General features: G+C 38.4%; 10 protein-coding genes and 1 other annotated feature. Of the genes, 6 read left to right on the top strand and 4 right to left on the bottom strand.

Annotation, left to right across the window (positions count from 1 at the left end; all coding sequences use genetic code 11):
• Positions 1–19: 19 nt before the first annotated feature.
• Positions 20–604: a hypothetical protein gene (locus LKE05_RS07365; RefSeq protein WP_022230440.1), complete on the bottom strand. Its 585-nt coding sequence runs from the start codon at positions 602–604 to the stop codon at positions 20–22.
• 1388 nt (positions 605–1992) lie between these two features.
• Here LKE05_RS07365 and LKE05_RS07370 point away from each other — a divergent pair.
• The 4 genes from LKE05_RS07370 (at position 1993) to LKE05_RS07385 (ending at position 6074) form a co-directional block, all read left to right on the top strand.
• Positions 1993–3309, top strand: coding sequence for a copper amine oxidase N-terminal domain-containing protein (locus LKE05_RS07370; RefSeq protein ID WP_308456402.1), 1317 nt, complete (start codon positions 1993–1995; stop codon positions 3307–3309).
• An 85-nt stretch (positions 3310–3394) separates the two neighbouring features.
• A complete protein-coding gene (gene proB, locus LKE05_RS07375; RefSeq protein WP_117965064.1) occupies positions 3395–4210 on the top strand; it encodes a glutamate 5-kinase in 816 nt (271 codons plus the stop codon).
• Positions 4210–5457: a glutamate-5-semialdehyde dehydrogenase gene (locus tag LKE05_RS07380; protein WP_308456403.1), complete on the top strand. Its 1248-nt coding sequence runs from the start codon at positions 4210–4212 to the stop codon at positions 5455–5457. Before proB ends, LKE05_RS07380 begins: the two co-directional genes overlap by 1 nt.
• A complete protein-coding gene (locus tag LKE05_RS07385) occupies positions 5454–6074 on the top strand; it encodes an HAD family hydrolase (protein WP_147513547.1) in 621 nt (206 codons plus the stop codon). Before LKE05_RS07380 ends, LKE05_RS07385 begins: the two co-directional genes overlap by 4 nt.
• Before the next feature lie 47 nt (positions 6075–6121).
• Here the strand turns inward: LKE05_RS07385 and htpG are convergent, their stop codons facing one another.
• Positions 6122–8008 carry a molecular chaperone HtpG gene (htpG, locus tag LKE05_RS07390; RefSeq protein ID WP_308456404.1) on the bottom strand — a complete coding sequence of 629 codons (1887 nt, stop codon included), beginning with the start codon at positions 8006–8008 and terminating at the stop codon, positions 6122–6124.
• Between the two features lie 134 nt (positions 8009–8142).
• Positions 8143–9099: a biotin--[acetyl-CoA-carboxylase] ligase gene (locus LKE05_RS07395; RefSeq protein ID WP_308456405.1), complete on the bottom strand. Its 957-nt coding sequence runs from the start codon at positions 9097–9099 to the stop codon at positions 8143–8145.
• A gap of 125 nt (positions 9100–9224) precedes the next feature.
• Positions 9225–9460 (top strand) — a binding site (T-box leader).
• Positions 9461–9502: 42 nt separating this feature from the next.
• Between LKE05_RS07395 and pheS the strand changes: the two genes are divergently transcribed.
• The gene (gene pheS / locus LKE05_RS07400) at positions 9503–10522 is read left to right on the top strand and encodes a phenylalanine--tRNA ligase subunit alpha (RefSeq protein WP_022230448.1); all 1020 of its coding nucleotides are present in this window, start codon (positions 9503–9505) and stop codon (positions 10520–10522) included.
• Positions 10523–10556: 34 nt separating this feature from the next.
• Complete coding sequence (pheT, locus tag LKE05_RS07405) at positions 10557–12938, top strand: phenylalanine--tRNA ligase subunit beta (protein WP_308456406.1); 2382 nt, start codon at positions 10557–10559, stop codon at positions 12936–12938.
• Between the two features lie 270 nt (positions 12939–13208).
• Here pheT and LKE05_RS07410 read toward each other — a convergent pair whose 3' ends face one another.
• Positions 13209–14306, bottom strand: a complete 1098-nt coding sequence (locus tag LKE05_RS07410; RefSeq protein WP_308456407.1) for a rhamnogalacturonan acetylesterase — start codon at positions 14304–14306, stop codon at positions 13209–13211.
• Positions 14307–14316: the final 10 nt, after the last annotated feature.

The following is a 14316-nucleotide window of genomic DNA, read 5'->3' on the forward strand; positions in this document are numbered from 1 at the left end:
CACCAATGCCCCATTAATGTTATTTGCAACGTTTAAAAACACTCATTATTTTTCCAACCGTAAAAACGATTGAATTACCGTTATTCATAGAGATTCCCTTAGACATAGCTTTACCGCCGATAGTAAGAGAACTGACAATACCTGTAAGTATAAGGCTCGGCAATATACCGCTCAGGTTAAATTTTGCGACAAGTTCCGAAACAATAAGAGTTGTCGTTGCACCGGAAATAATTCCGGCAATATCGCCGATTACGTCACAGCATAAGTTTGCAAGCTGAGGTGCGTGACGTATTACGGAAATACTTTCTCTTGCACCTTTGACTTTGCGTGCCGCAAGGGAATGAAAAGGCTTTTCTTCAGCAGACTGAACAGCCGTACCAATCATATCGAATAAAATATTTATTGCAATGATAGCGAATAAAACTATAAATGCAAAAAATAAATTAAGCGATTGCATCGCAACCGATGTTATAAGACTGAATACCAATGACAGCACGAACGAAAGGAAGATTACGAAAATCGTCCATTTGTGTGAAGTCGAAACATTTGAATCAGGTTTTGGTACTTTAAATTTTTTTCGCCTGTGAGAGTCAGATTTATCCAAGTTTGTAAATCTCCTTTTCTATAATAATAAATCGGCAAAATGCCGACTAAGATTACAGACAAAACCGTTATGGTTTTGTCTACTTTATTTATGGGTGTTTGAGGTGCAACCTCATTGAAAATCATTTCTGGCGACCTGCGCGGCAGAAATGGCATAAAATCTAAAGTTTCGACTTTGGAGGAACTTTATGATTTTTTCTCTAAAAATACTCAAAAATCACATCGTAAGATGTAATTTTTGGAGCTGGCGACATCTTGTCGACAGGCTCAATTAATTTTAAATAGGGTAATGAACAGAGTAAAGTTTGCGGCATAGGTCCGGTTGGCTTTCCCATAAATCTGCTTAATCGTCGCCGAAAAAGCGGTTTCCCATTAAAGACTTATACTATTTTGTAGTTACCGGATTGCCACTGAGTCCGCACTGCAATCCCCTGTTCATTCAATTACGACAGCCTAGAAGTTTTCCCAAACAGCCTGAGCTTTCCGTATCCTCTTTTGCAAATATGGTTTCAAGACGCATTGCCTTTTTGCCACTGGCCGAGCGGCGAAAAAGTTTTGGGCGTCTATCCGCCATATCCACTCAAGGCTGGCTACGCTGCCCACAGCATTCATACCACGTCCCTTGTGAGGACGTGAATTACTAACCGCAAAACAGGTTTTCCCCTATGCCGTAACGACTTGCTCCCTTAGGAGGTATGGGCCGCCACAGTCATAGGCCTCCACGGAAAAGGGGGTAAGGTTACCATGCCGTTGGAAACCGCCCCTAAACCTTAACTCCCAGCATCAGCCCCGAACTGGGCGTTCAAAGCAAAACACCAGAAACTTCATCGATGTGCCATTTGGCGGATTTTTAGGCCCGCTTTCCGAAGAGCCGTACTGACTAGGATACTGCACCACTATTAATTGTAATTAAATATAACATATTTTTTGTGAAAAGTCAACAAACCAAAAAAAAATTTACAATTTATATATATTTATAAAATGCAAATAAATATGAAAAAAGTAGTTGTTTACTAAAATGTTTGCGCTTGACAATTATCATATAATTGTTTATAATTAATATACCACATTTTTACTTTGAACAATTTAATATTATTAATGAAAAGGATATTTTTATGAATATTCTTCTTTTGTTATTCCCAATATAAAGGTTGTAGTTTTGTTAAAAACGCAAGCTTTAATTTGTATTAATAGAATACCTTTGTTATGGGAATATTTTAATTCAAAGTAAATGTGTGGTAACATTAAATCTAAGCTGCGTTTTAATGCGTGGTATTAGATTTATGATACCGCGCATTTTTTTGTGTGAGAAAATTTAAAAGGGGGAAAAGTGTAACTGAAATTATTATTACAGTATCACAAATACAAAAGATTGAAAGGATGAAACTTATGAAGAAGAAAATGAAAAAAATTGTTAGTATTTTATGTATGATGTCATTATTGTTTTCTATGTTGACGGTTAAAGTTAATGCGAGCAATGATGATATTAAAGTGTTGGTTGACGGCACAGAATTGACATTCGATGTGCCTCCGCAAATTATTGACGATTACACAATGGTTCCTATGAGAGGTATATTTGAAGCTTTGGGATATGATGTTGAATGGGATGAAGAAAATAAACAAATTGTTGCAAATCGTAATTCTCAATTCATAATAATGACATTGAATGAAAAAGCGTATTTAAATATTACAGGTGGCGTAAAAGATATGTCTAAAATAGATATTTTAAATAATTATGGCAAAATATTAGATGTCAAACCTCAACTTGTAAATGGACGTACATTGGTGCCGTTAAGAGCAATAGCGGAAGATTCAGGATGTGTTGTTAAATGGAATAATAATACAAGAACTATAACTATTGATAGCGGTTTCATACCGTTTGATAAAAAATATTCTAAAATACCTATATATGCCGGTGACGATAATAGCAATGGATATATTGTTCATAATTATATATTTAAAGCTTCGGATTGTACACAAAAGGAGATTGATGAGTATAAAACTTATTTAAATATAATAGGATTTAAATATTATAAAACCATAGACGATGACGAAGAAAAATCAGATGTTTATATAAATAATGATAATGTGATGGTTCTTATTGGGTACAGCAATAAAAATAATGAGGATTATAAAAAAATGTACGGTGAACAGGTAGTATTTTTTGATATTCATGTTCCGCAAAACATTCAATTTAATATTAGTACACAAGATACTCAGTCAGATGAACAAACCACGGAAAATGAAATTATAAGTTTTGATGATATTTCAGCAAATATTAATCAAATTAAAAGTTATATAGACAGCGGTATGTATTTAGAAGCAATACAAGAATGTGAAAAGACTGAAAAAGAACATAAAATATCACAAGAAGATATTGATTTGATTGGCGAATTGAAAAATGATGCTCAATGGAGATACAATGAATATATAAAACAAGAAAAGGAAAATAATAAGAATAAGGAAGTGACAGACAGTCAAAAGCGAGAAATGTTTGATACAATAAAATCATATGTATCAAGTTCTTTAAGATCACCATCGACAGCTATTTGGCCTGATTATACAAAAACATCATATTTTTATCTTGAAAATGGTCACATTGTAGCTGTTGGACATCTTGAAGCAATGAATGGCTTTGGTGGGTATGGTAAGGTTCCATATTACTTTGAGTTTAATGAAGATTTGACGGTAAATTGGTGGAACTAAATAAAGTATGACCTAAAAATGACTTTACAAACTACCCATAAGGCGATATAATAGAAATAACTATATGCTTTATAGGAGGATGGCAATGAACGATATATTAAAGGACGTGTCTATGGCGCACAGGATTGTTGTCAAAGTCGGAACGTCTACGCTTACATATGAACACGGAACAATGAATTTAAAACTTATAGACAGACTGTCTATGGTGCTTTCCGATTTAAGAAATCAAGGCAAGGAGATAATTCTTGTTTCATCGGGTGCGCAGGGAATTGCACTCGGTAAACTCGGTTTGGCTGAAAAGCCGAAAGATACAAAGGGCAAACAAGCCATTGCGGCAGTCGGACAGTGCGAACTGATGTATCTTTACGACAAAATGTTTTCGGGTTACAACAACACCGTTGCACAGGTGCTTTTAACGCGTGAGGATATTGCAATTCCGCGCAGAAAGAGAAATATTCAAAATACTGTTACAACGCTTATTGAAATGGGGATAATTCCTGTTGTAAACGAAAATGATACGGTAAGTTATGACGAAATCGAAATCGGCGACAATGATAATTTATCGGCAGTCGTTGCCGACCTTGTTGACGCGGATTTACTTGTACTTTTCTCCGATATTGACGGTTTGTACGACGATGACCCACACAAGAATAAAAACGCAAAATTACTTCCTACAGTATACGATATTGACGAAGTCAGAGATGTTGCAGGCGGTGCGGGAACAAGCAGAGGTACGGGCGGTATGGTGACAAAGCTTGAGGCTGCCGAAAGAGCGACAAATGCCGGTATTCATATGATAATCGCAAACGGAAACAATGTTGATTCACTTTACGATATACTTGACGGAAAGCCTGTCGGAACATTGTTTGTGTCGAAGAATTTCGATAAGGAGGAAGAATAATGAGCGAGCTTTTGGAAAAATGCACTCTTGCAAAAGATGCAGGATATAAAATGGTTTCAGTAAGTACGGTTACAAAGGACAATGCACTTGAGGCTATTGCAAATGCACTTGTAGAACGTGCCGATGAAATTATTGCGGCAAACAACATTGACATAGAAAACGCAAAGAAAAACGGAACACGTCAAGCTATGATTGACAGACTTACTCTTACAAAAGAACGCATTGACGGAATTGCGGAGGGAGTAAGACAGGTCAAAGCACTTGCCGACCCAATCGGTGAAGTAATAAAAATGTGGAAAAGACCAAACGGATTGACTATCGGTCAAAAACGTGTGCCTATGGGCGTTATTGCAATAATTTACGAGGCAAGACCGAATGTAACGGTTGACGCGGCGGTACTTTGCCTTAAAACTTCAAACGCCTGCATTTTAAGAGGCGGAAGTGAAGCAATTAATTCAAACAAAGCCGTTATGAAAATTATGCAGGATGCGGCATACGGTGTCGGAATACCTGAGGGGACACTAAATATAATAGAAGATACTTCGCGTGAAACAGCAACTCAGCTTATGAGAATGAACGGATATGTGGATTTGTTAATCCCACGCGGCGGTAAGGGACTTATTCGTTCGGTTGTTGAAAATGCGACTGTTCCCGTTGTTGAAACGGCGGCAGGCAACTGTCACGTTTATGTTGACGCGGACGCGGATATTGATATGGCAGTTAAAATTGTGCTTAATGCGAAAGTACAACGTCCGTCTGTGTGCAATGCCGCCGAAACTTTGCTTATAGACAAAAAAATAGCGGATAAATTTATTCCTGTTATGTTCAAGGCACTGAAAGAAAAGAATGTTGAAATCAGAGCCGACCAAAATTCAAAAGCAATATTTGCAGATGTAAATGACGTGACAGACGAGGATTATTATACTGAATATAATGATTATATTATGGCGGTAAAAGTCGTTGACGGAATTGATGAGGCGATTGAGCATATTAATAAGTACAACACAAAACATTCTGAGGCGATTGTTACAAATAATTACGAACATTCGCAAAAGTTCTTGAATGAGGTTGATGCGGCGGCGGTTTATGTTAATGCGTCAACAAGATTTACGGACGGTTTTGAGTTCGGATTTGGTGCTGAAATAGGCATAAGTACACAAAAAATGCACGCAAGAGGTCCAATGGGACTTGAGGCATTGACTTCTATTAAATATATAATTTACGGGGACGGTCAGATAAGAGAATGATAGAGTGGATATTTTTCGATGTCGGTTCAACGCTTGTTGACGAAAGCAAGGCATGGGAAAAACGCGTCAGCGATACGGTAAAAGGGAGCAACATAAGCGTAAGCGAGTTTTATAAATTAATGGACGACTGTGCTTTGAAAAATTTAATTCCGTATGATGACGCTGTTATTATATCGGGATTGAATAGGGCAGAATGGCACAGTGAACTTGAAATGCCTTATGAATATTCTGAAAATGTTTTGTCACAACTGTATGGTAAGTACAAAATCGGAGTTATAGCCAATCAGCCGTTGGGGACACAAAAACGCCTTGAAAAGTACGGCTTGGCAAAGTATATCAGCCTTGTCATATCCTCTGCGGAGGAGGGTGTATCAAAACCCGATATAAGACTTTTTCAAAAAGCACTTGAGAAAGCCGACTGTAAAGGTGAAAATGCTGTGATGGTCGGTGACAGGGTGGATAATGACGTTGCACCGGCTAAAAAGTTGGGTATGAAAACCGTATGCGTAAAACAGGGTATTCACAAGTTAAACACACCTAAAAATGAATTTGAAGTGCCGGATTATACTGTGGATACAATAGAAGAATTATTAAACATATTAAAAGAGGGACACTAAACTGAAATTTAGTGTCCCTCTTTGACGATGGAAGAAAAAACTGTTAATTAAAACAGCTTTTCAAGCAATTTATTGGAGCGTTCGATAAACTTTGTCATTTGTTCTGCCGGCAAAGGACTGTGGCTTATTTTCGCTAAGTCGTAAACATGTTCAATAACAAGATTTGCGTCCTCGTCATTTAATGTATCTATTTTCTTGATAAGTGAGTTGTTTGAATTTAGTACAAGTGTAAATTCATCGTGGAACATATCAGCCATACCTGCCATTTGCTGACCGTAAGCCTTATACATCTCCTGCATACGTCTTGACTGTTCACCAAGCAAAATTACGGCAGGGATTGAATCGTCTTTAAGTGACTGCACTTCGATTTTCAATGTATCGTCCTTGATTTCATTCTTGAACTTTTCGATCAACTTTTCTTCTTGTTCTTTAGTTGAATCGTCTTTTTCTGTGTTGTCCGAAATGTCATTTATGGCGGAATCAATACGTTTGAATTTAACACCCGTCTGTTTCATTTCAACAAGTGAAATAAAATGTGTATCCATCATTGACGGAAGTACAACGGCATTAAGTCCTTGATTTTTGAACATATTGATGTACTGTGATTGAGTTTGCGGATCGGAAACGTAATAAACGTCTTTTTCTTCCTTACCGTCAAGGTACTCGTCCAATGTCAAATATTTACCGTCAATATCCTTATAAATAATTACGTCCTTAACTTTTTCATAGAACTTTTCATCTCTTAAGCAACCGTATTTAATGAAGATATTGATGTAATCCCAATACTTTTCATAGTTTTCACGTTCGTTATTATAAATACTTGCAAGCTTGTCCGCAACTTTCTTTGTAATATGTGAAGAAATTTTCTTAACATAACCGTCATTCTGCAAGAAACTTCTTGATACGTTAAGCGGTAAGTCAGGACAGTCGATAACACCCTTCAAAAGCATTAGAAATTCGGGAATAACTTCTTTTACGTTGTCGGCAACAAATACTTGATTGTTGTATAACTTTATCTGTCCCTCTTGACCTGCAAATTCATGATTGATTTTAGGAAAGTACAAAATACCTTTTAAGTTGAACGGATAGTCTACATTAAGGTGAATCCAGAAAAGCGGTTCGTTGAAGTCCATAAATACGTTTCTGTAAAATTCCTTGTATTCTTCGTCTGTACACTCCGACGGCTTTTTCATCCAAAGCGGTGTTGTGTTGTTGATAGGCTTTGGCTCTGACGGTGTATCGTCCTCGTGCTCGTGTTCATGTTCATGATCATGACCGCAGTCACAGTGATCTTCGTGTTTGTCCTCAGGAACTTCAACATATATTTCAATAGGTAGGAATGCACAATACTTATGAAGAATTTGACGGATTGTGCTTTCTTCAAGAAATTCTTCCGAATCTTCGGCGATGTTAAGAGTTATTGTAGTACCTCTTTCTGTTCTGTCACCGTCTGTTAAGTCAAATTCCATACTTCCGTCACAAGTCCATTTTGCGGCTTTTGCACCGTCTTGATATGAAAGCGAATCAATTTCAACACTGTAGGCAACCATAAACGCACTGTAAAAACCAAGTCCGAAATGACCGATAATTTGAGAACCTTTGTCGTCCTCTTCCTTGTACTTTGAAAGGAAGTCGCTTGCACCCGAAAATGCGATTTGATTGATGTACTTGTCAATTTCTTCGGCAGTCATACCGATACCGTTATCACTGATGACAAGCTTTTTAGCGTCCTTAAATATTGATACGGTAACTTTGAATTTTTCGCTTTCGTCAATTTGAGCTTCACCGATACTTGCAAGTTTCTTTAATTTTGTGACCGCGTCACAACCGTTTGAAACAAGTTCTCTAAGGAAAATATCCTTATCGGAATAAAGCCATTTTTTTATAATAGGGAAAAGATTTTCACTGTCAACTGAAATATTACCTTTTGCCATATAAATCACTCCTTGAAGTTTAATTAATTTACATAATATATATTAATACTCAAAGTAAGATTTGTCAATACAAAATTAGCACTCAACAGATGTGAGTGCTAACAATTTACAATTTATTCATAATATATCCGATTTTAGATGTAACCGTAGATACCTCTGACTGAAACTTCACCGGAAGTGACGTGAATAATACCGTTTTCGGTTTGTACGGCGAGTGAACCGTTTTCGTCAACGTCAACGGCAGTTCCGCGAACCGTTTCGTTTTTGAAAATGACGTTTACTTCTCTGCCGAGCGTGACGCAACACTTTTTGTATTCATCAAGAATTGCACTGAGTCCGCCGTCGAGAAACTTCTTATAATAACATTCAAATTCGTTTAACAATTTTGCGATTAATTCGTTTCGCACATATTTGTGACCGCTTTCGATAAACATTGAAGTAGCCTTGTCGGCGATGTCGTCATCGAATGATTCTGTGTTTACATTTACACCGATACCGCATACAACGTAGTTGACCATATTTATCTCAGCAGACATTTCGGTTAGAATACCGCAGATTTTTTTACCGTTAATAACAATGTCATTAGGCCATTTAATCATTGAATTAAGACCGATAGCTTTGCAGACGGCAAGACCTGCGACAAGCGTTATTTGCGAAACTTCAAGTGGGGAGATTTCGGGCTTTAAAAGGATTGAATGCCAAATGCCTATCCCACGCGGAGAAGTCCAACCACGTCCGCGACTGCCTTTGCCGTGCGTTTGCACTTCAGCGATAAATACACTGCCGTCAGGCGAGGAATTGCTTTCCTTTGCACGATTGTTTGTCGTGTCGGTTTCATCATATATAAATAAGTTGTGACCGATAAAATCGGTGGTAAGTCCGCTTTTGATACCGCTTTCGGTTATGATGTCGGGCGAGGAAATAAGGCGGTAGCCTTTGTTCGTGACCGATTCGATTTTGTAACCGCTTTCGCGTAATGATTTAATGTGTTTCCATATTGCCGTTCGCGAAACATTCAACATTTCGCTTATGCGTTCGCCTGAAATATATCCGTCTGCATTTTTTAATATATCTAAAATTTCTTCTTTCAATTCAAATCAACCCTTTCGGGATAAATTATATAATTTTTTGGCAAAAAAATCAATCCTTTTAAATAATTTTATGTTATTGATTGACAAAATAAAAAAAAGGTGATATAATATTTTATTATTGAATATTAAAAGCAATGATGGAACAAAGTAAGGTATACACCGCCTAAAGAGAGTATCGGTTATTGAGCTGTGAGCCGATACGGTAAGGATTTATTTGAAATTTCATTCCGGAGCTGCATAGGTGAAAGCGGTTTGCAAGTAGTCTGTGACGGGTAGTGCCGTTATACATAATTGAGTGCCGATATTTTATCGGAAGTCGGGTGGTACCGCGGAGTTTGAATTTACACACTTCGTCCCTTATGGGACGGAGTGTTTTTTAATTTATATCGAAAGGAATTTTGAAATGAGAGAAAAGTTAGAAGAAATCAAAAAAAATGCCCTTGATGTACTTCAAAAAGCAACTGACATTGATGCTCTTGAAGAAGCAAGAATAAAATTTCTCGGTAAAAAGGGTGAACTTACTGCCGTACTAAAAGGTATGGGACAGTTAAGCAAAGAAGAAAGACCGCAAATCGGTGCGCTTGCAAACGAAATTCGCGGTGTAATCGAAAACCACATAGATACGAAGAAAGCGGAAATCTCAGAAAAGCTTGAAGAAATCAAGCTGAAGAGTGAAGTAATCGACGTTACAATGCCGGGTAAGGCACAAAAAACAGGCAAACTTCATCCGCTTACAAAAGTAATGAACAACATTAAAGACACATTCATCGGAATGGGTTTTGAAATCGCGGAAGGTCCGGAAGTTGAGCTTGACTACTACAACTTTGAAGCGCTTAACATTCCTCCGAACCACCCTGCACGTGATACTCAAGACACATTCTATATAAACGAAAATACGGTTTTAAGAACACAAACTTCACCTATCCAAGTTCGTGTTATGGAAAAGAAGAAACCGCCTATCAGAATTATAGCACCGGGCAGAGTTTACAGAAGTGACGCAGTTGACGCAACTCACTCACCTGTATTCCACCAAATCGAAGGACTTGTAGTTGATAAAGGTGTTACAATGGCAGATTTAAAGGGTACTCTTGAAATGTTTATCCACCGTCTTTACGGCGAAAATACAAAAGTACGTTTCAGACCTCACCATTTCCCGTTTACAGAGCCGTCAGCCGAAGTTGACGTTTCGTGTTTCGCTTGCGGCGGTAAAGGCTGCAGCGTATGTAAAGGCGAGGGCTGGATTGAAGTTTTGGGCTGCGGTATGGTACACCCTAAGGTACTTGCAAACTGCGGTATTGACCCTGAAGTATATTCGGGCTTTGCTTTCGGTATCGGTCTTGAAAGAATTGCAATGGGTAAGTATGATATTAACGACCTTAGACTTTTCTTTGAAAATGATTTGAGATTCTTAGACCAGTTTTAATATATTATTCGGAAATTGAAAGGAATGAAATATAATGAATTTACCTATGAGTTGGCTTAATGACTATATGGATATAGACGTTACGCCGAAAGAATATTCAGACAGACTTACAATGACAGGCTCTAAAGTTGAGGGTTGGGAGAATATGGGCGAATCTGTTCAGAATGTAGTTGCGGGTAAGGTGCTTACCTGTGAAGATCACCCTGACAGTGACCATCTTCATGTGTGTACGGTTGACGCAGGAACAGGCGAGATTTTGCAGATTGTCTGCGGTGCACCGAACGTAAAAGCCGGTATAATCGTTCCCGTTGCACTTGTCGGTGCGGTACTTCCTGACGGAAAGATTAAAAAAGGCAAGCTTAGAGGCGTTGAATCTTACGGTATGCTTTGCTCACACGATGAACTTGGTATAACAGAGGATATGCTTGGCTATGAGCCTGAATACGGTATTCTTATTCTTCCGGACGATACAAAAATCGGTACGGATATTAAGGATATATTCGGTATGAATGAAACTGTCGTTGAATTTGAAATCACTTCAAACAGACCTGATTGTTTCAGCATAATCGGTCTTGCGCGTGAAACAGCGGCGTCATTTAATAAAAAGTTCACTATTCCTGAAGTTAAGTTTAACGAAAACAGTGAAAATATCGCCGATACAATCAGCGTTGATGTACAGGACAAGGATAAGTGTAAGAGATACTGTGCAAGAATGGTTAAGAACGTTAAAATCGGTCCGTCACCGAGTTGGATGCAGGAAAGACTTCGTGCGTGCGGTGTAAGACCCATCAACAATATTGTCGATATAACAAACTATGTACTTCTTGAATATGGTCAGCCTATGCACGCATTTGATTTGAGAGATTTACAGGATAACAAAATTATCGTAAGACGTGCAAATGACGGTGAAGTTATAAAGACTCTTGATGAACAGGACAGAACACTTACTTCAAACGACCTTGTAATCGCAGACGGCGGCAGAGCTGTTGCTATTGCAGGTGTTATGGGCGGATTTAACAGTGAAGTTAAGGACGATACAACAACTGTTATTTTTGAATCGGCTACATTTGACGGTGCGTCTGTAAGACTTACAGCACAAAGAGTCGGTCTTAGAACAGAATCATCATCAAGATATGAAAAGGGACTTGACTATAACAATACAGTTCCTGCCGTTGAAAGAGCGTGTCAGCTTGTAGAAGAACTTGGCTGCGGTGAAAATGTCGGCGGAATGATTGACGTTATGGGTAACGTAACAGATATGCAGCCGCTTGCTTTCAGACCTGATAAAATTAATGCGTTCCTTGGAACAGACATTCCGACAGAGGATATGGTTAAGTATTTTGACGCACTTGAAATCAAGGTTGACCTTGACAAGATGACTGTAACTCCTCCGTCATTCAGACCTGACCTTGAAGGTGAGGCGGATATTGCGGAAGAAGTTGCACGTTTCTACGGTTACGATAAAATACCTGTAACACTTCTTTCGGGCGAGGCTACTTGCGGAATGAAAACAGAACGTCAGCAGGTACAGGACAGAGTGAACGAACTTCTTACAGCACAAGGTATGTACGAAATTTACACATACACATTCACAAGTCCGTCAATATTCGATAAACTGAATATTCCGAAAGACAGTGAAATGAGAAACGTTGTAAAAATTACAAATCCGCTTGGCGAGGACACATCGGTAATGCGTACAACTACTATCGCAAGTATGATGGATATATTGTCAAGAAACTATAATTACAGAAATCCGTCTGCCAAGTTGTTTGAAATAGGAAAGATATTTATTCCGACAACGGACGGTGAACTTCCGAACGAACCTGTTAAAATCACAATGGGTATGTACGGCGATAACGTAGATTTCTATGACATTAAGGGTATATGCGAAACAATGTTTGCACAACTTAACGTAAAGAATGTTAAGTATGAGGCCGTAACAGATAACCCGACATTCCACCCGGGAAGATGTGCAAAGATAAGTGCCGGCAATAAGGTAATCGGCATAATCGGTGAAATTCACCCGGCAGTAAGCAGAAAATACGGAATTGAAACTCCTGTATATATTGCCGAATTGGATTTTGAAAATGTATTCCTTAATATTAAGACTGATATTAAGTTTAAGGAACTTCCTAAGTATCCTGCCGTAACTCGTGATATAGCAATGCTTGTTGATAAGACAGTTCCTGTTGCGGATATTGAAAATGTAATCAAAAAGGCATCGGGTAAAATGCTTGAAAGCTTGCAGTTGTTTGACGTTTACGAGGGTAAACAGATACCTGAGGGCAAAAAGAGCGTTGCATACAGTGCTATATACAGAAGCGCAGACAGAAGTTTGACAGGTGATGAAGTGCAGAAAGTATTTGATAAGGTTGTTAAAAATCTTGAAAATCAAATCGGTGCTCAATTAAGATAAGATATAAAAAAACTGCATTTTGATTTTATTCAAAATGCAGTTTTTGTTATTTTGTAGACAAAACCGTTATGGTTTTGTCTGCTTTGTTTTTTGGAGTATGAGGTGCTAACCTCATTGAAAATCATTTCTGACGACATGTGCGGTAGAAATGGCTTAAAATCTCAAGTTTCGACTGTGGAGGAACTTTAGATTTTTTCACAAAAAATACTCAAAAATTACATCGCAAGAGGTGATTTTTGGGCTGGCGACATTATGTCGACAGCCTCTGTATTAGATATTGGTGATGTCTTTGTCAAGGTCGGCAAGCTCGGACGCTTTCGGAACGTTGACAAGACCGATTGTTTTTAAGTGTTCGATTTCTTTTGAATTTTGCGGTTTGACACTTGAATCGTGTTTCGGCATTTCGACGTTAATCATATCTTTTTTGATTAAGTCTGCTATCGGCTGAACGTTGTTTTTAATCATTTCGTTTGCAACAAATCGTGCAACGATGTTGCCGCCGATGTCGTTTGTGTGGGTGTAATCGCGGTCAGTGCCGTTGCCCCAGAAATAATCCCAAGCTTTTACCGCTCCTGCTGCCTCAAAAAATTCGGTTGTGCGTGACCACAAGTCAATAAACGGTACATTCATTTCGTCACATACGTTTTTAACTGCTGTTCTGTAATCACCGAGCAAGTTAAGAAGTGTTCCGTCCTCTTGGAATATAATTCTGTTGATTGGTGAACATATTATCGGATTTGCACTTTTTTCGCGGACAAAGTTTACAAAATATTTTAAGTTCTCCGTGTATCCGCCGAACGCGTCAAGAGTATCTATTTTTTGGTCGTTGTGACCGAACTCGATAATCAGGAAATCACCCTTTTTGATTTTGTCTTTGAATGCGGTGAAATTCACATTTTTAAAATCTTCGGTTGTAGAACCTGATTGAGCGTGGTTTTCAACCGCAATGCCCGTGTTAAAAAATTGCGGAAACATTTGACCCCAACCGCAGTATGTAGAGGTAGCGTTGTACGGATATTCGGCAGGCTGGTCTGTGACGGTTGAGTCACCGGCGATGTAAACTGTCGGAATATTGACAGGCGATACTGCGGAAAGTGCGGTAAAATCACCGTCGCACATAATATCAATTTCAACTCCGTTTACGTTTGTGTAATCTTCGTTGTTTTTGTGGTAGTCACATACGCTGACGTTGAAAGTAATGTCTGTGCTTTCTCCTTTGCCAAGATTTATATCTTGTGCCATAAAACGGCGTGACTGCGAAAGTATTGTGAAAACAATATCTTCGTGTGCGGTAACTGTGACAGTTACTTCATAAGTACCGTTGGGTACGGATGTTGAAATATGCAGTGGTTCTTTTTCGTAATTCATTTGTGGATTT

The organism is Hominilimicola fabiformis (genome assembly GCF_020687385.1).
Taxonomy (GTDB): domain Bacteria; phylum Bacillota; class Clostridia; order UBA1381; family UBA1381; genus Hominilimicola; species Hominilimicola fabiformis.